Annotated in this window: 19 protein-coding genes; 6 read left to right on the top strand and 13 right to left on the bottom strand. The window is 71.8% G+C overall.

Translation table 11 applies throughout. The annotated features are described in order from the left end of the window. Positions 1 to 18 precede the first annotated feature (18 nt). The 8 genes from GGQ54_RS07515 to GGQ54_RS07480 form a co-directional block, all read right to left on the bottom strand. On the bottom strand, positions 19 to 912 hold the full coding sequence (locus GGQ54_RS07515; RefSeq protein WP_179444827.1) for a hypothetical protein: 894 nt from the start codon (positions 910 to 912) through the stop codon (positions 19 to 21). 18 nt (positions 913 to 930) lie between these two features. Further along, a complete protein-coding gene (locus tag GGQ54_RS07510; protein WP_179444826.1) occupies positions 931 to 2,640 on the bottom strand; it encodes an FAD-binding oxidoreductase in 1,710 nt (569 codons plus the stop codon). Continuing rightward, positions 2,637 to 3,428 carry a 1-acyl-sn-glycerol-3-phosphate acyltransferase gene (locus GGQ54_RS07505; protein ID WP_179444825.1) on the bottom strand — a complete coding sequence of 264 codons (792 nt, stop codon included), beginning with the start codon at positions 3,426 to 3,428 and terminating at the stop codon, positions 2,637 to 2,639. The genes GGQ54_RS07510 and GGQ54_RS07505 overlap by 4 nt, the downstream gene beginning before the upstream one ends. 64 nt (positions 3,429 to 3,492) lie before the next feature. Further along, positions 3,493 to 4,275: an SDR family NAD(P)-dependent oxidoreductase gene (locus GGQ54_RS07500; protein ID WP_343045889.1), complete on the bottom strand. Its 783-nt coding sequence runs from the start codon at positions 4,273 to 4,275 to the stop codon at positions 3,493 to 3,495. Between the two features lie 9 nt (positions 4,276 to 4,284). Then, complete coding sequence (locus tag GGQ54_RS07495; protein ID WP_179444824.1) at positions 4,285 to 5,019, bottom strand: VOC family protein; 735 nt, start codon at positions 5,017 to 5,019, stop codon at positions 4,285 to 4,287. A 79-nt stretch (positions 5,020 to 5,098) separates the two neighbouring features. Next, entirely contained in the window at positions 5,099 to 7,915 is a 2,817-nt protein-coding gene (locus GGQ54_RS17345) for a helix-turn-helix transcriptional regulator (protein WP_179444823.1), read from the bottom strand. A 5-nt stretch (positions 7,916 to 7,920) separates the two neighbouring features. Then, the gene (locus GGQ54_RS07485; RefSeq protein WP_179444822.1) at positions 7,921 to 8,196 is read right to left on the bottom strand and encodes a hypothetical protein; all 276 of its coding nucleotides are present in this window, start codon (positions 8,194 to 8,196) and stop codon (positions 7,921 to 7,923) included. Positions 8,197 to 8,297: 101 nt separating this feature from the next. Continuing rightward, positions 8,298 to 9,092, bottom strand: a complete 795-nt coding sequence (locus GGQ54_RS07480; RefSeq protein WP_179444821.1) for a deoxyribonuclease IV — start codon at positions 9,090 to 9,092, stop codon at positions 8,298 to 8,300. Positions 9,093 to 9,199: 107 nt separating this feature from the next. On the opposite strand from GGQ54_RS07480, the gene GGQ54_RS07475 reads away from it, so the two are divergent. Then, positions 9,200 to 9,622, top strand: a complete 423-nt coding sequence (locus GGQ54_RS07475; RefSeq protein ID WP_179444820.1) for an organic hydroperoxide resistance protein — start codon at positions 9,200 to 9,202, stop codon at positions 9,620 to 9,622. A gap of 124 nt (positions 9,623 to 9,746) precedes the next feature. Here the strand turns inward: GGQ54_RS07475 and GGQ54_RS07470 are convergent, their stop codons facing one another. Beyond that, the gene (locus tag GGQ54_RS07470; protein ID WP_179444819.1) at positions 9,747 to 10,343 is read right to left on the bottom strand and encodes a DUF998 domain-containing protein; all 597 of its coding nucleotides are present in this window, start codon (positions 10,341 to 10,343) and stop codon (positions 9,747 to 9,749) included. A gap of 69 nt (positions 10,344 to 10,412) precedes the next feature. Here GGQ54_RS07470 and GGQ54_RS07465 point away from each other — a divergent pair, with 69 nt between their 5' ends. Next, positions 10,413 to 10,781: a MerR family DNA-binding protein gene (locus GGQ54_RS07465; RefSeq protein ID WP_179444818.1), complete on the top strand. Its 369-nt coding sequence runs from the start codon at positions 10,413 to 10,415 to the stop codon at positions 10,779 to 10,781. A gap of 40 nt (positions 10,782 to 10,821) precedes the next feature. Continuing rightward, positions 10,822 to 12,102 carry an MFS transporter gene (locus GGQ54_RS07460; RefSeq protein WP_179444817.1) on the top strand — a complete coding sequence of 427 codons (1,281 nt, stop codon included), beginning with the start codon at positions 10,822 to 10,824 and terminating at the stop codon, positions 12,100 to 12,102. Here the strand turns inward: GGQ54_RS07460 and GGQ54_RS07455 are convergent. Continuing rightward, positions 12,087 to 12,263, bottom strand: a complete 177-nt coding sequence (locus GGQ54_RS07455) for a hypothetical protein (protein ID WP_179444816.1) — start codon at positions 12,261 to 12,263, stop codon at positions 12,087 to 12,089. The two genes, GGQ54_RS07460 and GGQ54_RS07455, sit on opposite strands and share 16 nt — an antisense overlap. A gap of 111 nt (positions 12,264 to 12,374) precedes the next feature. On the opposite strand from GGQ54_RS07455, the gene GGQ54_RS07450 reads away from it, so the two are divergent. Both GGQ54_RS07450 and GGQ54_RS07445 read left to right on the top strand, forming a co-directional pair. Next, complete coding sequence (locus GGQ54_RS07450; protein WP_179444815.1) at positions 12,375 to 13,778, top strand: sigma 54-interacting transcriptional regulator; 1,404 nt, start codon at positions 12,375 to 12,377, stop codon at positions 13,776 to 13,778. 2 nt (positions 13,779 to 13,780) lie between these two features. After that, on the top strand, positions 13,781 to 15,814 hold the full coding sequence (locus GGQ54_RS07445) for a vWA domain-containing protein (protein WP_179444814.1): 2,034 nt from the start codon (positions 13,781 to 13,783) through the stop codon (positions 15,812 to 15,814). Between the two features lie 12 nt (positions 15,815 to 15,826). Here the strand turns inward: GGQ54_RS07445 and GGQ54_RS07440 are convergent, their stop codons facing one another. After that, positions 15,827 to 17,458: an acyl-CoA dehydrogenase family protein gene (locus GGQ54_RS07440; RefSeq protein ID WP_179444813.1), complete on the bottom strand. Its 1,632-nt coding sequence runs from the start codon at positions 17,456 to 17,458 to the stop codon at positions 15,827 to 15,829. A 111-nt stretch (positions 17,459 to 17,569) separates the two neighbouring features. On the opposite strand from GGQ54_RS07440, the gene GGQ54_RS07435 reads away from it, so the two are divergent. Beyond that, positions 17,570 to 18,118 carry an N-acetylmuramoyl-L-alanine amidase gene (locus tag GGQ54_RS07435; protein WP_179446482.1) on the top strand — a complete coding sequence of 183 codons (549 nt, stop codon included), beginning with the start codon at positions 17,570 to 17,572 and terminating at the stop codon, positions 18,116 to 18,118. Here GGQ54_RS07435 and GGQ54_RS07430 read toward each other — a convergent pair whose 3' ends face one another. Then, positions 18,119 to 18,658 carry a dihydrofolate reductase family protein gene (locus tag GGQ54_RS07430; protein ID WP_246292585.1) on the bottom strand — a complete coding sequence of 180 codons (540 nt, stop codon included), beginning with the start codon at positions 18,656 to 18,658 and terminating at the stop codon, positions 18,119 to 18,121. Next, entirely contained in the window at positions 18,655 to 19,578 is a 924-nt protein-coding gene (locus tag GGQ54_RS07425; protein ID WP_179444812.1) for a helix-turn-helix domain-containing protein, read from the bottom strand. Before GGQ54_RS07425 ends, GGQ54_RS07430 begins: the two co-directional genes overlap by 4 nt. Positions 19,579 to 19,664 lie beyond the last annotated feature (86 nt).

The following is a 19,664-nucleotide window of genomic DNA, read 5'->3' as shown; positions in this document are numbered from 1 at the left end:
AGCCGGGCGGCCCGCCGGTCAGTCGCTCTGGCCGATGAGACGCTCCAGCGTCGCGCGGGCGTCGTCGGCGGCCGCCTCGGCGGACGCGACCGCCGCGCTCGCCTGGTCAGCGGCATCGCTCGCGCGGGTACGCCGCCTGCCCGCGTCCTTGCGGCCGGCGCGGGCCCGGGTGAGCTCGGCCTCCGCGGCCTCGACCGCCTCGTCCGCGGCAGCCACGGCGCCCTCGGCCGCGGCCAGCTCGGCCGCCGCCTCCTGCGCGCGCTCCCGCGCTGCCGCCAGCTCGGCCATGACGCGATCGGCGGCCTCCTGCGCCTCGGCGAGCGCCCGCTGCCGGGCCTGCTCGGCCGCCCTCGCCTGCGCATCGGCCGTGTCGTCTGTCCGCCCACGCCGGGCGCCGCCGGCCTGCCGCTCGGTCCGGGGCCGCAGCGGGATCACCCGCGCGTCGCCGCCGAGATCCAGCGTCCCGAAGCCGGAGGCGGGGACCGCCTGCAGCACGGTGCCGGTGCGCAACCGGTCGGCCAGCGCGGCGTCGGTCAGCGCGCCGGTCAGGATCTGCCCGATCTCGGCCTGGATCGCGGCGGAGACCGCGCCGCCGGCGATCTTGCGCGTCAGCGCGTTGATCAACTGGTTGCGCTGCCGGGTCAGCGCGCGAAGATCATCCGGGGCCAGGGTGCGGTGCGCCTGCGCCAGCAGCTCGGCGAGCCCGGCCAGCTCGTCGACCTCCTCCGGGGCGGCCCGTGCCCACCGGTTCACCAGCCAGGCCGACCGGGTCGGCTTGCGCAGCGCCTTGATCGATGTCGCCAGCTCGCGGTCGCCGTCGGCCCTGGCCTGCCTGGCCAGCGCGTCGCGTACCCCGACGAAGTCGGTCAGCTCCGCGCCGTAGAGCCGGTCCACCGCCTCCGCGAGGTCCATGATCGATCGATCCGGCGCTCAGTCCTCCGGCTGCTTCGAGAGCACCGAGACGCCCGGCCGGCCGGTGTGCACGACCTTGCCCGGATTGAGGTTCTGCTTGGGATCCACGCCGGCGAACAGCTCCCCGATGATCTTCATGCCGGCCGGGGAGAGATCTTGTTCCATCCACGGCGAGTGCTCGACGCCGACGCCGTGGTGGTGGGAGAGCGTACCGCCGGAATCGATGAAGGTCTGTTGGATGGCGCGCTTGACCACGTCATAGCGCTCCAGCACCTCGGGGGAGTCGTCGGCGATGGCGAAGGTGAAGTACAAACACGCGCCCGCGTGGTAGGAGTGCGACAGGTGGCACATGATGTAGCCGGAACGGTCGACCTCGGCGAGCGCGTTCTCCGCGGCCTCGATCACGTTGTCATACAGGGGCTTCAGCTTCGACCACGGTGCCGCCGTCTCCGACACGTCGGCGGCCGCGCCGCGATCGAGCAGGAAGTCGCGGATGTAGGGGGTGTCGAACTTCTTCTGGTCATAGAGCTGACCCGGGCCGGTGCCGACGTTCATTCCGCCGTGCTCGGAGATGATCTCCTTGACGATGCCCTTCTGGCGGGCGACATGGCCCTTGGAGCCCTCGAATCCGACGAAGGACAGGCAGATCTGATCAAGGTCCCAGCCACGCGCCTTCAGCACCCGCATCAGCCCGGCCGTGACCAGTTTCGACACCCCGCCGGACTTCTTCTGGGTGGCGAAGGAGAACGCCGTCTCGCGCTCGTCGGAGACCCGGGAGACGGTGACATTCGCCTCGGACCGGGTGATGTCGTGCATGGCCTTCAGCCCGGCGGCGAAGGAGGGGAAGAAGTACGCCTGGATCTCGCGCACCTCGGGCAGCCGGTGCACCTGCACCGTGGCCTCGGTGATCACGCCGAGCCGGCCCTCGGAGCCCAGCACCATCTCCCGCACGCTCGGCCCGGTGGAGGTGCTCGGCAGCGGCCGCAACTCCAGCGTCTCGCCGGGCATCGCCATCTTCAGGCCGCGGGTGATCTCGGCGATGTCGCCGTACTTGTCCGACTGCATCCCCGACGAGCGGGTCGCGATCCAGCCGCCCAGGGTGGAGTGGGAGAACGAGTCCGGGAAGTGCCCGAGGGTCCAACCGCGCCGGCCCAACTGCTCCTCCAGGTCCGGCCCGAGCGCGCCGGCCTGGATGGTCGCCAGCCCCGCCTCGTCGTCGATCGACAAGACCTTGTTCAGCCGGCCGAGGTCGACCGAGACGATCTGCCGATTCTCCTCCAGCGGCACCTCCAGCGACCCGGCGATGTTCGAGCCGCCGCCGAACGGGATCAGCACCGCATCGGCGTCGACGCATGCATCGACGATCTCCTGGACCTCCTCGTGGCTCCCCGGGTAGACGATCACGTCCGGCACCCGGCCGAGCTCGCCGCGGCGTACCCGGATCAGGTCGCGCACGCTCTTGCCCTTGGTGTGCACCACGCGATCAAGATCGTCGTCGACCACATTCGCCTGGCCCACGATCTTGGTCAGCGTCGCGCGGAGTTGATCACTGAGCCGGCTCGGCGGGATGGTCAGATCCTCGAGCTGCAGCGAGCGCCGGCCCGGGGTGGTGATGTCGAGCCCGACCTTGTCCAGCACGAACGGGGCCAGCCGAGGCTTGTCCTCGTGGTGGAAGGCGATGCCGTCGACACCCCAGCCCCACCACTTCATGTGCTTGACGCCGGTCATGTCAGCTCTCCTGGATTGATCGGTTCCTCGTTCTCGCTGTCCGGTGAGGCGACCGCCTTCGGCGGCTGCTCCTCGCGCAGCGACACTTCCCCGCGAGCGTACGCCTCCAGCGTCGGTTTCCCGACCTCGAGCGCCTTCGCGTCGTGCAGTTCGGCCACCGCCGCGCGGACCCGCTCGCTGAACTGACGCGCGCTCTCGCCGGGCCCGGGGAGCATCGGCGTACCGAAGACCACATCGATGGACGGCCGGCCGCGCTTGGGCCAACTGGTCCCGCGCGGCATTGCGGCGCCCGCGCCGACCAGCGCGGTCGGGATCACCGGCACGTCATTGCTGATCGCGAGGCTGGCCGCGCCCGGCAGAAAACGCGCCATCCGGCCGGTCTTCGACCGGGTTCCCTCGGGAAAGATCAACAGCGGTACGCCGTCGCCGAGCAGCTCGCCCGACAGGCCCCGGTGGGCGCCGCTGCCGGAGCGGTCGATCGGGTAGGAGTTGAACACCAGCGCCGTCGGCAACTGGCGGATCTTGGAGGAGTAGAAGTAGTCCATCGCCACGCCGGTCGCCAGCAGCCGCGACAGCCGGTAGGGCAGGCTCGTGATCAGCAGTGGCGCGTCGAGGTGGCTGGAGTGGTTGGACACCACGATGTAGGCCCCCTGCAGTCCGCTGAGCCGCTCGCGCCCGTGGATGCGTACCTTCGTCAACGCGCGCAGCACCGGCTTGAGCAGCAGGTGTTGGCCGACGAAACGGGAGGCAGCATGGAGGCTCGAGGTGTAGCGCTGCCGGGATTGCACGGCCCAACACTAGCGAGATCGCTGCGCCGGGCCGACCGCGGACACGAACGGCCTGTGCCCGCCCTCAGTCCCGGCCGGAACTGAGCTGGCGCGACACCCAGCGGACCACGGGGCGGGGGAGCAGGCGCGCGAGCTGGATCGCGGCCGCCCACTGTGGCGTCGGGATCGAGACCACCTTGCCTGCGGCGGCATCGCGCAGGCATTCGGTGACCAGGCGGTCGACGTCGATCCAGACCGCATCGGGCAGCTTCGAGGCATTCAGCCCGGCGCGCTCGTGGAACTCGGTACGCACCCAGCCCGGTGCCAGCGCGGTCGCGGTCACCCCGGTCCCGCGCAACTGGTTGGCGAGCGCCTCGGTATAGGTCGTCACCCACGCCTTGATCGCGGAGTAGTTGCCCAGCGTGATCCAGCCGGCGGTCGAGGAGACGTTGACGATCACGCCGCCGCCGTTCGTCCGGAGCTGGCGGGCTGCGGCGCCGCTGAGCACCATCACCGCGCGGATCATCACCTCGAAGGCCTCGTCGTGCAACTGCTGGTCGGGGGTGATCAGATCACCCGCCAGCCCGAAGCCGGCGTTGTTCACCAGCATGTCCACGGGGCTGGTGCTGGTGTCCTCGATCCGGTCGGCCACCGCGCTGACCGCGCGCCGGTCCGTCAGGTCGGCGGGCAGCGCCTCCACCTCGACCCCGAACTCGGCCGACAGCTCCTCCTGCATCGCGACCAGCCGCTTCACGTCGCGGGCGACGAGGACCAGGTTGACGCCGCGGGCGGCGAGGATGCGGGCGAAGGCGGCGCCGATGCCGGAGGTGCCGCCGGTGATCAGGGCGCGCTTGACGGGGAGACTCACCCCCCAACGTTAACCAACGCGCGGCGGCCGATCGGTCAGGCAGTACTCGTGTCCGCCCGGCGCGGTCAGCACGGTCCAGTGTTCGGTGCGCCGGACCAGCTTCGCGCCGAGCCGCAGGTGCCGGGCGGTCTCGGCCTCGACATCGGAGCAGCCGAGGTCGAGATGCGCGCGGGTGAGCGGCGTGGGTTCGTCGAGGCGCTGCAGCAGCAGTTGCAGCGGCTGGTCCGGCGACGCCAGCCGGGAGAACTCGGTCCGGACGCGGCCCGGGGTGTGCGCCCAGCCGGTCAGGCCTGCCCAGAACGCCGACTCGGCCTCGTGCAGCTCGGGCGCGATGTCGATGCACACCTGGTCCACCGCGCTGCTGTGCCCGCCCCAGTCCCGGGCGGGCGGCGCCACCGCCGCGCCGGCGGGCTCGACCAGGCAGAAGCGCATCCCGCCGGGCGAGGTCATCACCAACACGTCGCCGTAGTCGGTGTGCTCGCGCCCGCCCAGTTCGACCGCCCGCGAGACCGCGGCCGAACGGTCGGCGACCTGCAGGTCAAGGTGTACGCCGAGTCCGCCGGTGCCGGTGTTCTGCACCCGCAGGTACGCATCGCCCTGCGCGGGCTCGATGGTCGCGAACTGCCCGTGATCGCCGCGCGCCGGGGACAGCTCCCCGCCCGTCACGGCGCACCAGAAACCGGCCGCCCGCTGGTGCGCGGCAGCCGGGACATCGACGAACGCCGAGATCCAGTCGATCTGCATGGGCGCCACGCTAGGTCAGAGGTGTCGCGGCGGCGGTGCTGCTCACATGGCGAGGCGGGCAGGCGTACCGATCAACCGGTCAACCGGCGAGCAGCGATTCCCGGTGGGCGACGGCGGCGGCCTCGCCGCGCGAGGAGACGCCGAGCTTGGCGAGGATGTTCGACACGTGCACGCTGGCGGTCTTGGTGGAGATGAAGAGCTCGCGCCCGATCTGGCCGTTGGAGCGGCCGTCGGCGACCAGCCGCAGCACCTCCAACTCGCGGCCGGTCAGCCCGACCGTAGCGCGGGATCCGTTGCCGGCGAGGAACCCCGAACGGGTACGCAGCCGCGCGATCCGCTCGGTCAGGACGCTCGCCCCCATCTGCTCGGCGAGATGAGCCGCCTCGGCCAGCACCCCGCGGGCCTCCTCGCGGGTCTTGTCGGCAATCAGCCGCTCACCGAGGACCAGGCCCGCATGACAGCGCAGAACGGCGGGCCCCGCGGTCAGCGCCTTGACCGCCAGTCGCCACGACTCGGTCTCGTCGGCCAGCTCGGCGTCGATCAGGGGCCGCAACACCGGGGTCAGCCCGACCTGCGGCAGGTCGCCGATCCAGCCCAGCAGCGGCGCGGGATCGGGATCGGCGCCGCCGGCGCGCAGCTCGCGGATCGCGGCCGCCGCGACCGCGGCGATCAGGAGCTGTCGGCTCGGGTGGTGCTGATCTGACTGCGCGGTGGCCGCAGCGGTGGCCAGCGCCCCCTCGGCATCCCCGCGCAGCAGGCGCAGCCGGGCGTCGACCAGCGTGAACATCTGGTGGTACTGCGGGTGGCTCGCGCCGGCGATCGACCGGAACTCCGCGAGATTGCGGTCAGCGGAGTCGAAGTCGCCGCGCCAGGTGTCCAACTCCGCACGCAGCAGTCGGAGCTGGATCCAGTACTGCTTCGGTGGGCGCAACTCCAGCGCCCGGTTGATCAACTTCTCCGCCCGCTGCCACTCGCCGAGCGCGAGCAGCGGTTCTGCGGCATTGCCGGCCAGCATCGCGCCCTTGGTGCGCTGCGTCCCCTCGCGGCTGGTGTGGGCGATGCCCTGCATGGCCTCATCGACCGCCTCGGCGTACCGCCCGGCGAGATGCAGATTGTCGGACAGGTTCACCCAGTAGCGCGCCAGCCCGGAGTCGTTGCGGATCAGGGCGCGGCTCTCGCGCAGCGCCGCGATGCCGCGGTCCTCCTCGCCGCGGATGGTCAGGTGGCAGGCCCAGGTGTTCATCGCATGGGCCTCGATGTCGGTGTCGCCGATCTCGCGGGCGGCGGCGATGGCCTGGACGATGATCTCGTCGCCCAGCCGGGCGCGCGGGTCGCGCAACATCAGGTGCCCGGCCATCCGCATCAGCGCCTGCGCCCGCGCCTGAGTCATCGGGTGTTCCGGGGTGAGCGCAAGGGCCTCGGCGATCAGCTCGCCGTCGCCGGCGCGCATCTGTACGCCGAGCGCCCAGGACTTCATCAACAGCAGCCGCGACCGGACCAGCGGCTCGGCGGCCCCGGGATCGTCGAGTGCCTCGTCCACCAGCGCCAGCGTCCGGTCGCCCTCGCCGGCCTCGTGCGACGCGAGCGCCGCGGCATGCAGCACCTCCACCCGGGGGCCGGCCACCGACTCCGGGTCCGGCACCCGCTCCCAGATGCCGAGCGCGCGCTCGTAGAGCCGCAGCGTCTCGTGCGGGGCGGTACGCGCCTCGCGGGCGGCGGTCAGCGCGGCCGCGAAAGCCCGCTCCAGGTCGTGGGCGGCGAAGTAGTGGTGGGCGATCTCGACCGCCGCCGCGGCCGACAGCTCCGGGCGTGCGGTGAACGCCTCGGCATACGCGTGGTGTGCCCGGACCTGTTCGCCGGGCAGCAGATCCTCGTTGATCACCTCGTGCAGCAGCGCATGCCGGAAGCAGTACGCATCGTCGTCGATGATCAGTACGCCCGCGTCGATCGCCTCGCGCAGGCAGCGCTCGATCGCCTCCGGTTCGGCCCCACTGACGGCGGCCAGCAGCTCGTCGCCGATCCGGAACCCGGCGACGCTGGCCAGCCGCAGCAGCCGCTGGGTCTCGTCACCGAGCAACTGGATCCGCTGCTGCAGGGCCTCGCGCAGCGTCCACGGCAAGGTGTCGCAGGAGCCGCCGCAGCGGGCGAGCTCCACCACGAAGAACGGGATGCCCTCGCTGCGCTCGGCCAGCACATCGATCGCGTAGTCGGTGGCATCGGGCTCGGCCCGGTGGACCAGCTCGGCCACCTCGTCGCGGGTCAGCCGGGGCAGGTCGATGCGGCGTACCGCCGGAATGCGCTGCAGCTCGGCCAGGAACGGCCGCAGCGGGTGGCGGCGGGTCAGCTCGTCGGTGCGGAAGGTGCCGATCAGCAGCACCGGGGCATCGGCGACGGCGCTGGTCAGGAAGTTCAACAGGTGCCGGCTGGACTCATCGGACCAGTGCAGGTCCTCCAGCACCACGAGCAGCGGGGTCTCCCGGGCCGCCCCCTCCCAGATCCGGGCGATGGCCTCGAACATCCGCAGCCGCTCGGTCGTGGAGGGTTCCGGCGTCGCGCCGAGCTCGGGCAGCAGCGGCGCCAGCGACGGCCAGCCGGCGCCGGCCCAGTCGATGATCCGGTCGCGGCCGTAGCGGGCGAAGAGCTCCCGCATCACCTGCAGCACGGGCGCATAGGGCAGGCCCTCGCCGCCCAGCGGTACGCACTGGCCACGGACCAGTTGGGCACCGGACAGCGAAGCCGCGAAGGCGCCGGCCAGGGTGGTCTTGCCCCCGCCGGCCTCGCCGCCGAGCAGCACGAGACGCGGTTCGTGCTGCAGCGCCTGTGCCCACATGGTCTGCAGCTCGGCCAGTTCGCGGGCGCGCCCGACCATCCAGTCGGAGTCGGCGCCGATACCCATAACGGTCATCGTGCCACGGGCAGGTGACCACGCAGCGGGGTTTTCGCGGTGCGAGCATCGGTACGCGAGGCGGCGGCGTCGGCGCGCGAGGAGCGGGCTTCGGTGCGCGAGGCGCGGGCGGTCGGCGTACCGCCCGTCGCGGAGGCGAGCGCGTCGGCGAAATGCCGCCACCAGGTCCGGCGCCCACGGGTGGCCTCACGGGCCAGGCGGTCGTCGGCCGCCTCGGTCAGGAAGTCGTTGATCCGGGCCTCGGTGAGGAGCTTGGCTTCGAAATCGTTCATGTCCCCAAGCCTCGTGCTGAGGCAGGGGGTCGCACATCGGGCAGATGCCCACAGTTGCCGGGATGCGGCTACCTCAGAGCGGGCGGGGGTGCCTTAGTGCCTCAGGTGGCGCGCTCGCGCAGCCACGCCAGATCGGCGACGTGGCCCTCGACTCCGCCCGGGGTCTCCACGACGATGGGCGCGCCGGCGGTCAGCGCGGTCTCGGCGAGGCCGTCGGGGTCGCAGTGCCCGGCGCCGAGGTTGGTGTGCCGGTCCGCGCCGGAGTCGAAGGCGTCGCGGGAATCGTTGGCATGGATCAGGTCGATCCGCCCGGTGATCGCCATGATCCGCTCGACCAGCCCGGCCAGCTCGTTGCCGCCGGCGTGGGCGTGGCAGGTGTCCAGGCAGAAGCCGACCCGGCCCGTGTCGTCGGCCGCCGCGACCGTCTCCCAGAGTCGCGCGATCCGGTCCAGGCGGCGGGCCATCGCGTTGTCGCCGCCGGCGGTGTTCTCGATCAGCATCGGGACCGGCAGCTCCATCCGCTCGACGGCCTTGCGCCAGTTGTCGAAGCCGGCCTCGGGGTCGTCGTCGTTGCCGACGTGGCCGGCGTGCACGATCACCCCGGCGGCGCCGATCGAGGCCGCCGCCTGCATCGTCTGGTCGAGCAGCTTGCGGCTCGGGATGCGGATCCGGTTGTTGGTCGAGGCGACGTTGATCCGGTACGGCGCGTGCACGTAGAGCGCGACTCCGGCTGCCTCGGCGGCGGCGCGCAGGGCGTCGGCGCCGCCGGCGTACCTGACTTCCGGTTTCTTGTAGGACTGCGGGTCGCCCAGGAAGAACTGCGACAGTTGCGCCTCGCGGGCCTGCGCCTCCGCCACCGGGTCGGTCTGGTCGACGTGGGCGCCCATGCTGGTCATGGATCCAACCTAGCGGCGGGCGGAGACGGGTCGCGTGATCGCTCCGGCTAGCGTGGAAGCCGATCACCCCCCACCGGGCGATCACCACCGATCAGAGAGGGAGCGCCATGCCGCTCGAGGAAGTCACCGAAGTCGTCTACACCACCGCCGCCACCGCCAAGGGCGGCCGCGAGGGACGGGTCACCAGCGAGGATCAGGTGATCGACCTGCCGCTGGGCAAGCCCGGCAGCACGAGCGACCCGAAGGCCAATCCCGAGACGCTGTTCGCGGCCGGGTACGCCTCCTGCTTCTCCGGCGCCCTGAACGCCGTCGCCAAGGCCGATGGGCTCGATGTCAGCGAGTCGACCGTGACCGCCAAGGTCAGCTTCGGCAAGACCGACAGCGGCTTCGGGCTCGCGGTCGACCTGGTCGCAGACATTCCGGGCGTCGAGGAGGATGTCGCCCGCGAGCTGGTGGAGAAGGCGCACCAGATGTGCCCGTACTCCAAGGCGACCCGCGGCAACATCGCCGTCTCGGCCAACCCGTCCTGACCGAGGCTCCTCCGGATCGCACTTTTCTGGCTCGGAGCGCCAGGGCCGCCCGGGCGGCGCCCGCCATCTCGCGGCGGTGCGCGACCCGGCTCGGGCTCCGAGCCAGAAAAGTGCGCTGGGCCCATCAGCGGCGGCCACCGGCCAGCGCTGCGGCAACGAACCACACCTTGGCCGGATAGCTGATCGCCCGCTCGACCAGACCGGGGTACGCCCCGAGGGGCGCGCCGGCCTGGATCGCCACGAAGAGCACCGTTCCGACCAGGCCCAGGACGCCGGCAGCCACCGCCGTGGCCCCGAGCCGCGGGCGGCCGCCCCGCAGCAGCCCGGCGCCGATCAGCAGCAGGCCGATGCCGGCGAGCGGGAGGTTCAGCGCGCCGATGCTGTGCAGGGCGAGATTCGCGTCCTCGGGTACCGCCGCCACCAGCAGTCCCAACGCGCCCGCGATCGCGATCAGCACCGAGCCGGCGCGGACCGGGCCGCGTCCCGCGACCACCAGCACGATCCCGCCGCCCGCGAGCGCGAGGGCGTTGATCACGAATACCGCATTGACCAGCGCGTGCCACGGCGAGGCCGCCGTGCCCAGGGAACTGATGGTCCGGGCCAGCGGGTCGTAGCCCGGCCAGGCGGCCGCGGCTAGCGCCTGCGTACCGATCCCGACGACCGCGCCGGCGGCGATCACCGCTGTGCCGGGTCGGGAGATGGTTGCTCGTGAGATGTCCATGCCGGGGACGCTAGAGCTTGTAACAATTGCAAGGTCAAGCGGCGACTTCACGGGCTCAGGAGGATGCGGATGCAGATCGGCGAGCTGGCCCGCCGGCACGGGATGTCGACGGCCATGATCCGACACTACGAGCGCCTCGACCTGTTCGATCCCGATCATGTGGTGCGCGCGCCGAACGGCTATCGCGAGTTCACCGAGGGCGCGTCCGCGCGAATCCGGCTGATCCGGATCGGCCAGCAGGCGGGGTTCTCGCTGCGGCAGATGCGCACCGAACTCGCGCACTGGGCCGACGGCACCATGGCGCCCGAGGAGCGGGCCGCGCTGCTGCGCCGCCAGTTGGCGACGATCGAGGCGAAGTTGCGTGAGCTGCGCGCCTCCCGGCGCTTGATCCGCGCCCGCCTCACCGAGCTGGACGGCGCCGAACGGGCCGCGCGATAAGGGATTGTGTCGCCCCGAACCGTGGTCGTAGGTTCCGGGCATGACCTCGGCGCCGGTGACCACGCGGGTACGCCGGCGCGCGATGGGCGCGTTGATCACGGGCCAGGTGCTCGGCGGGGTGGGCGTGGCGACGGGCGTCTCGGTGGGTGGCGTGCTTGCCCAGCAGCTCGCGGGCACCAGCGCGGCCGGCGGGCTGGCCTCGACCGCCTCCATCGTCGGCGCCGGGATCGCGGCCGGACCGCTGGCCGGGCTGTCGGCGCGGCGGGGCCGGCGCGCCGGGCTCGCCGGTGGGCTGGCGATCGCGGCGGCGGGCGCCGCGCTGGTGCTGGCGGCGGCCTTCGCCGGCTGGTTCTGGCTGCTGCTGATCGGGATGATCGGATTCGGCGCGGCCACCGCCGCCGGTCTCCAGGCGCGCTACGCCGCCGGTGATCATGCCCGGCCCGGTCACGAGAGCCGCGCGCTGTCCATCGTGGTCTGGGCGACCACGATCGGCGCCGTGCTCGGTCCCAACCTCGCCGAGCCGGCGGCCGCGCTCGGCGTACGGCTCGGCATCCCGGACCCCGCGGGCCCGTTCGCCCTCGCGCTGCTGGCATTCGCCGCCGCGGCGGCGATCATCGCGACCAGCCCGCCCGCCGACCACCCGGCCGCCGCGGATGATCAGAACGGCGAGCGGGTGTCGTCGTGGCGCCTGCTCGCCGAGGCGTGGCGCGATCGACTTGTCCGATTGGGAATCACGGCCGCCATCGCCGGGCACTCGATGATGGTCGCGGTGATGGTGATGACCCCGGTGCACATGTACGACCGCGGCATGACCCTGACGATCATCGGGCTGACGATCAGCATCCACGTGCTCGGGATGTACGCGGCCAGCCCCCTGTTCGGCATCCTCGCCGACCGGCTGGGCGCCCCCGCCGTGGTCGGCGTCGGCATGATCATCTTCCTGGCGGCCTTCCTCACCGGCGCGTTCGCGCCGACCGAGGGCGCGGCGCCCGTGCAACTGATGATCGCGCTCGGCCTGCTCGGCCTCGGCTGGTCGGCCTGCCTGATCGGCGGGTCCGCGCTGGTCAGCGCCGGGGCGAGCGGCGAGCGCCGGGTACGCCTGCAGGGCGCGGTCGACTCGGTGATGTCGCTCGGCGCCGCGCTGCTCGCCGCGCTGGCGGGCCCCGTGCTCGGCGCGGCCGGCTACCCGGGCGTCAACCTGCTGGGCGCGCTCGCCCTCGCCGCCCTGATCGGCGTCGCCGCCAGCGCGTGGCTCGGGCGTACCACCGGTCGATCGCAACCGCTCGGGGGAAAGCGCGTGTCAGGTCATCGATCTCGATGATCCTCGACCGGTTCTTCGCGACCCTTGAGCTCGTCCCTGCTCGGCAGGATCACGAAATCACTCGGGTCGCTGACGAACCGGTCGTGCCGAATCTCGTCGCGCTGCGCCGGATCACGCTCCGGTCCTGGCGGTCCGCCGTCGACCCACTCGTTCTCGCTCATCCCACGCACCTTTCGTCCCCGCCGACATCACGAGACGTTAGCGACGTGAGTCGCTGATCGACAGGTCCGGCCATCCGGACCTGCCCTTGACCGGGGGAGTTGGATGGTGTCATGGCCGAAACCACCACCCGGCCCGATGCCACCACCGTTGGTGAGCTGCGTGCCTCGGGCCACACCGCCAAGCCCCTGCGTACCGAACTCCGCGACAACCTGCTCGCCGCGCTCGCCCGCGGCGACGATCCCTGGCCCGGCCTGCACGGCTTCGCCGGCACCGTCATCCCCCAGGTCGAGCGGGCGATCCTCGCCGGCCACGACATCGTGTTGCTCGGCGAGCGCGGCCAGGGCAAGACCCGGCTGCTCCGCACGCTCGGCAACCTGCTCGACGAGTGGACGCCGGTGATCGACGGCTCCGAGCTGGGCGAGCACCCCTTCGAGCCGATCACCGCCGCCTCGATCCGGCGCGCGGCCGCGCTCGGCGACGACCTGCCGGTCGTCTGGCGTCACCGCTCGGAGCGGTACGCCGAGAAGCTGGCGACCCCCGACACCTCCGTGGCCGACCTGGTCGGCGATGTCGACCCGATGAAGGTCGCCGAGGGCCGCTCGCTGGGCGATCCGGAGACGATCCACTACGGGCTGATCCCGCGCTCCCACCGCGGCATCGTCGCGATCAACGAGCTGCCCGACCTGGCCGAGCGGATCCAGGTGGCGATGCTGAACGTGATGGAGGAGCGCGACATCCAGATCCGCGGCTATCTCGTCCGGCTGCCGCTGGACGTGCTCGTGGTGGCGAGCGCCAACCCCGAGGACTACACCAACCGCGGCCGGATCATCACCCCGCTGAAGGACCGCTTCGGCGCCGAGGTGCGCACCCACTACCCGGTCGAGCTGGCCGAGGAGGTCGCGGTGGTACGCCAGGAGGCCGAGCTGGTCGCCGAGGTGCCCGAGCCGCTGATCGAGATCATCGCCCGGTTCACCCGCGAGCTGCGCGACTCCAGTTCGGTCGACCAGCGCTCCGGGGTCTCGGCGCGGTTCTCCATCGCCGCCGCGGAGACCGTGGCCGCGGCCGCGCTGCACCGCGCCACCGTGCTCGGCGAGGAGGCGGCGGTGGCCCGGGTGGTCGATCTTGGAACCGTGCTCGACGTGCTCGGCGGCAAGGTCGAGTTCGAGAGCGGCGAGGAGGGGCGCGAGCGGGTCATCCTGGAGCATCTGCTGCGTACCGCCACCGCCGAGACCGCCCGGGAAACCTTTCGTGGGTTGGATTTCCGGCTGCTCGTGGACGCGATCTCCGACGGCGCGACGATCACCACCGGCGACCGGGTCTCGGCCGCCGATCTGCTCGCCGGGTTGCCGGTGCTGGGGGAGTCCGAGCTCTACGACGAGATCGCCGAGCGCGCCGGCGCGACCGGGCCGGGCGAGCGTGCCTCGGCGATCGAGCTGGCGCTGGAGGGCCTGTATCTCGCCCGCCGGATCTCCAAGGACAGCGACGGCCGGACCACCCTGTACGGGGAGGCGTGATCATGCCCGGCCCGCGCTCGCGCCCCGATCCGCACCGCGCCCGCTACGGCCGGTACGCCGGGGGCCCGGATCCGCTCGCGCCACCCGTGGACCTCGGCGAGGCGCTGGCGGCGGTCGGCGAGGACGTGATGGCCGGCTACTCGCCGGAGCACGCGCTGCGCGAGTTCCTCCGCCGCGGCGGCGCCGACCAGCGCGGCCTGGATGATCTTGCCGCGCAGGTCGCCCGGCGGCGCTCCGAGCTGCTGCGCCGCAACAATCTCGACGGCACGATGCGCCAGGTACGCCAACTGCTGGACTCCGCGGTGCTGAACGAGCGCAAACAGCTCGCCCGCGACCTCGACGACGACGCCCGGTTCGCCGAGCTGCAGCTGGAGAACCTGCCCGGCCAGACCGCCGCCGCGGTGAACGAGCTGGCCGACTATGACTGGCGCAGCTCCGACGCCCGCGCCGACTACGCCAAGATCAAGGACCTGCTCGGGCGGGAGGCCCTTGATCAACGCTTCGCCGGGATGAAGCAGGCGCTGGAGAATGCGACCGACGCCGACCGGGCGGCCGTGCAGGAGATGCTGCGCGACCTGAACGAGCTGCTCGACGCGCACCGGCGCGGGGAGCCCACCGACGAGCTGTTCGCCGACTTCATGGACAAGCACGGGCACCACTTCGCTGAGAACCCGCGCACCATCGACGAGCTGATCGACGCCCTCGCCGCCCGGGCCGCGGCCGCGCAGCGGATGCGGAACTCGCTCACCGAGGAGCAGCGCGCCGAGCTGGATGCCCTTGCCCAGCAGGCCTTCGGCTCGCCCGAGCTGGCCGACCAACTCTCCCGACTCGACCAGAATCTGCAGTCGCTGCGGCCGGGCCAGGACTGGTCCGGGCGGGAGTCGTTCGACGGCGAGCAGTCGATGGGGCTCGGCGAGGCGACGGGCGCGATGCAGCAGCTCGCCGACCTCGACGCGCTGTCCGAACAGCTCGCCCAGGCCCGTCCCGGCGCGCGGCTGGATGATCTTGATCTTGACCTGCTGGCGCGCGAGCTCGGCGCGGAGGCCGCGGCGGACGCGCGTACCCTGCAACGGATCGAGGCGGAGCTGCGCGATGCGGGGATGCTTCGGCGTACCCCCGACGGCGACCTGCGGCTCTCCCCGCGCGCGATGCGCCAGCTCGGCCGCTCGCTGCTCCGCGACGTCGCCGAGCGGCTGGCCGGGCGCTCGGGGCAGCGCGACACCCGGCAGGCCGGCGCGGCGGGCGAGCCGAGCGGCGCGAGCCGGGAGTGGCGGTTCGGCGACACCGAGCCGTGGGACGTCACGCGTACCGTCGGCAATGCCGTGCTGCGCACCGCCGGCGAGGGCCGCGACGCGTCGACGGGGGTACGCCTGGACGTGCGCGACATCGAGATCGCCGAGACCGAGGCCCGCACCCAGGCGGCCGTCGCGCTGCTGGTCGACACCAGCTTCTCGATGGCGATGGAGGGCCGCTGGGTGCCGATGAAGCGGACGGCGCTGGCGCTGCATCACCTGGTGTCGACGCGGTTTCGTGGCGACCGGATGGAGCTGATCGGCTTCGGCCGGTACGCGCAGCGGATCGGCATCGAGGAGCTGACCGGCCTGGACGCGCTGTGGGACAAGGGCACCAACCTGCACCATGCGCTGCTGCTCGCGAACCGCTTCTTCCGCAGGCATCCGAGCGCCCAGCCCGTGCTGTTGATCGTCACCGACGGCGAGCCGACCGCGCACCTGGAGGGCGACGGGCAGGTGTTGTTCGACTACCCGCCGCATCCGGTGACCATCGCGCGTACCGTCGCCGAGTTGGACGCGTCCGGCCGGCTCGGCGCGCAGGTCAGCTTCTTCCGGCTGGGCCAGGACCCGGGGCTGGAGCGGTTCATCGGCCAGCTCGCCCGGCGGGTCGGGGGTCGGGTCGTCTCGCCCGAGCTGGACGACCTGGGTGCTGCCGTGGTCGGGTCCTATCTCGGCGCCCGGACCTCGGATGCTCCGGCGTCGTTCCGCGACCTGTTCGGCGAACGGGGCTTCTGGGCCGGCTGAGGTGCCGGCCGGTCAGGCCGGTGACGAGGTTTCGACGATTGCCCGGTCGATGATCGGGTCGAGGTCGATTCCCGGCGGGAGGGTGCCGAAGGCGCCGCCCCAGTCCCGATCCAGGCGGGTCGCGCAGAAGGCGTCGGCGACGGCCGGCGGGGCGTAGCGCAACAACAGCGATCCCTGCAGGACCAGCGCCAACTGCTCGACCACTCGTCGCGCCCGCAGCTCAAGATCGTCGACGGAGGTGAACTCCTTCTTCAGTCGGCTGAGCGCGTCGTCGAAGCGGCCATCGCCGGTGGCCTGTTCGACCTCGGCGAAGTACGCGTCGAGCGTCTGCGGCTCCTTCGCCAGCGCTCGCAGGGCGTCGAGCGCGGCCACATTGCCCGAGCCCTCCCAGATCGACAGCAGCGGCATCTCGCGATAGAGCCGCGGCATGCCGGATTCCTCGACATAGCCGTTGCCGCCCAGGCATTCCAGCGCCTCCCCGACCTGCGCCGGGCCGCGCTTGCAGATGTAGTACTTGCTCACGGCCAGGCCGATCCGCCGGAGCGCGGCCTCCTGCTCGTCGCCACGGATCGCGCGGTCGTTGGCACCGGCGAGGCGCAGCATCGCTGTGGTCGCGGCCTCCGACTCGACCGCGAGGTCGGCGAGCACATTGCGCATCAGCGGTTGATCGGCCAGCGCCTTGCCGAACGCCGCCCGGTGCCTGGTGTGGTGCACGGCCTGCACCAGGGCCGCCCGCATGCCGGCGGCCGTGCCGATCACGCAGTCGAGCCGGGTCATGTTGACCATCTCGACGATGGTCCGTACGCCGCGACCGGGCTCGCCGACCAGCCAGCCGAGCGCGCCGTCGTACTCGATCTCGGAGGAGGCGTTGGAGCGGTTGCCGAGCTTGTCCTTCAACCGCATCAGGCGCAGCGCGTTGCGCTCGCCACCCGGCAGGACGCGGGGCACCAGGAAGCAGGACAGCCCGCCGGGCGCCTGCGCCAGCGTCAGGAACAGATCCGACATCGGTGCCGATGTGAACCACTTGTGGCCGGTCAGGGCGTACCCGCCCGAACCGTCCGGCGTGGCGCGGGTGCTGTTGGCACGGACATCCGACCCGCCCTGCTTCTCGGTCATCGACATGCCGGCGATCAAGCCGCGCTTGGTTGCCGGATCGCGCAGTCCGAAGTCGTAGTCCCGGCTGGTCAGCAGCGGCTCGAAGGTCCGCGCGAGATCCGGATTGGCGCGCAGCGCGGGCACCGAGGCGTAGGTCATCGAGATCGGACAGCCGTGCCCGGGGTCCACCGACCAGACCATGAACTTCGCGGCCCGCGCGACATGCGCGCCGGGCCGGTCGTCGGCCCACGGCGCCGCGTGCAGCCCGTTGTCGACCGCGGTCTGCATCAACGAGTGGTACGCCGGGGCGTACTCGACCTCGTCGATGCGGTGGCCGAAGCGGTCATGCGTCAGCAGTCGCGGCGGATGACGCTCGGCCAACGCCGCCCACTCCTGACCCTGCGCGCTCCCGGCCAGCCGCCCGAGCGCGTCGATATCCGGCAGCGCCCACGCCGCGCCCTCGCGCTGCACGCCCTCGCGCAGGGCTGGATCGTCGGCGGTGTTGTGGCCGACCAGCGGGGGCGCCTGATTCACCACCTCGTGAGTCATGCGCCCGACGCTACCAGCGAGTAACCTGCCGGGCCAGGGTCGCCGGATCCCCGATCAAGCCCAGTGCTTAATCCATTCCCGCCCGCGGGTTCGCCTGCCTAGCGTCGTGTCATGCACCTCACACGACGAAAGTTCTTCGGCCTGACCGGTGCAGCCACCGCGGTGGCGGCAACCGGCCTGGTTCTCCCGGAGATTGCCCATGCAGACACCAAGGCTCTGAATCCGGTCTGGATCGAGTCCCCCAACTTCACTGCCGGCCGTGGCGGCGCCGCGGTCGACAAGATCGTCATCCACCACATGGCCGGCACCCGGGCCGCGACCGACTCCTGGTTCCAGCAGACCGAGGCCCAGGTCAGCGCGCACTACGGGATCGGCGAAGGTCAGCTCAGCCAGTACGTCGCGGAGGAGAACACCGCCTGGCATGCCGGCGATTCCGCGGCCAACCGCTCCAGCATCGGCATCGAGCACTCCGCCGACATCGGCCGGCCGCCGGACGACTACACCTACAACACCTCCATCGAGCTGTGCACCGACCTGTGCCGTCGCTACGGCATCGACCCGAACACCGGAATCCTTCCGCACAAGCAGTTCTCGTCGACCGACTGCCCGGGCGAGATCAACCTGCAGCGGATCATCGACGGTGTGAACGCCGCGCTCTGATCAACGTTCGACCGCGTACCGGACGGCCGCGAAAGCACCATTGCGGGCCACCTCGACGGTACGCAGATCCAACCGGCGGGGCAGCAGCGGGCGACCCGAACCGAGCGTCACCGGCGCGATGCTGACGATGATCTCGTCCAGCAGCCCCGCATCGGCGAACTGACCGGCAAGATCACCGCCGCCGACGATCCACACATCGCGATCGCCGGCGGCGGTGATCATCTGCGCATGTACCGGAGCGACATCGCCGGTCGCGTACCGGATGTCCGCGCCGTCCGGTACGCCGCCCGGCCGAGTGGTGAAGACCCAGGTCGGCTGGGTGTACTCCCAGGCGCCACCGGATCGGGCGAGATGATCGAGCACCCACCGATAGGTGGTGCCGCCCATCACGATCGCGCCCACCCGCTCGATGAACGCCGGATAGCCGAAGGCCCCGGCGTCGTCGTGCTCCTGCACGAACAGCCAGTCCAGCGAGTCCTCGTCATCGGCGAGATAGCCGTCGAGCGTGGTCGCCGTGTAGTAGATCGTCGCCATGATCATTGCCTCTCGTTGGTGGTGCGCAGCCAGCTGATCGGATCGGGATCCGGTGTCGCCGCGCCGGTCTCGGCGAGCATCCAGCGCAGCAGCATCCGACGATGTGCGTCGAAGGTGATCACATGCGCGACGATGCTGGAGATCACAAAGCTTTCCGGGGGATCGCAGATCGCGTCGACGATCCGGTCCTGCCAGGCGCCCCGCCGGTCGATCTCGGCGAGCGCGGATCGCCAACGTGTCGCCGCGGCGTCGTGCCGGGCGAGCAGGTCCAGCCCCGGAGTGGGCGCCGGAGGTTCGGTGCCCTCGATCGCGGCGAGCCACTGCTCCAGCGTGTCGACCAGGTGCTCGGCGAGTTGGGCGATCGTCTCGTCGGGCCCGTGCCAGGGGAGGGCCGACGAGCCGGGTAGGCGTACCCGATCCGCCTCCGCCGCGGGCAGATCGACCACCACCCGGAGCAGGGCCCGGGTGTCGGCCAGGTCGTGTTCGATCAGCAACCAGGTGGGCCGGTCGCGGCCGTCGGGACCGCCGCTGTCGATCCACAGCGACATCGGGGGGTGGAAGTGGATGCCGTTCGGGGCGGCCAGCCAGTGGGTGTGGTCACCGCCGAATGCGCTCGGCGGCACACCGTGAGCGCGCGCGAACGCCCGACCGAATCCCTCCACCGATTCATAGCCGGCCTCGAGCGCCGCATCGGTCACCGAGGCGCCCGAGCGCAGCCGCCAGGCCGCGCGCTCCAGCATGACGCGTCGGCGCATGGCGACCGGCGGCTCGCCGGCGAGTTCGCGCAGTTGCCGGGAGAAGTGGAAGGGCGAGGAGTACGCCCGCGCGGCCATCGCGTCCAGTTGCCCGTCGTCTCCGTCGAGGACCGCGTCGAGCAACTCGCGGAGTCGATCGCGGCCGGTGCCCCGGCGTACCGCATCAGTCATCTGCCCACTCTCGCCGATCCGCGACCGGCACCGCCCGACCGATCTTGCTGAGGCATGATTGGCGCGGCCCACGTACCCGAATCGAG

Source organism: Naumannella cuiyingiana (assembly GCF_013408305.1).
Classification (GTDB): domain Bacteria; phylum Actinomycetota; class Actinomycetes; order Propionibacteriales; family Propionibacteriaceae; genus Naumannella; species Naumannella cuiyingiana.
Note: the sequence above shows the minus strand (reverse complement) of the source record. Positions and strands in the feature narration are given on the sequence as shown.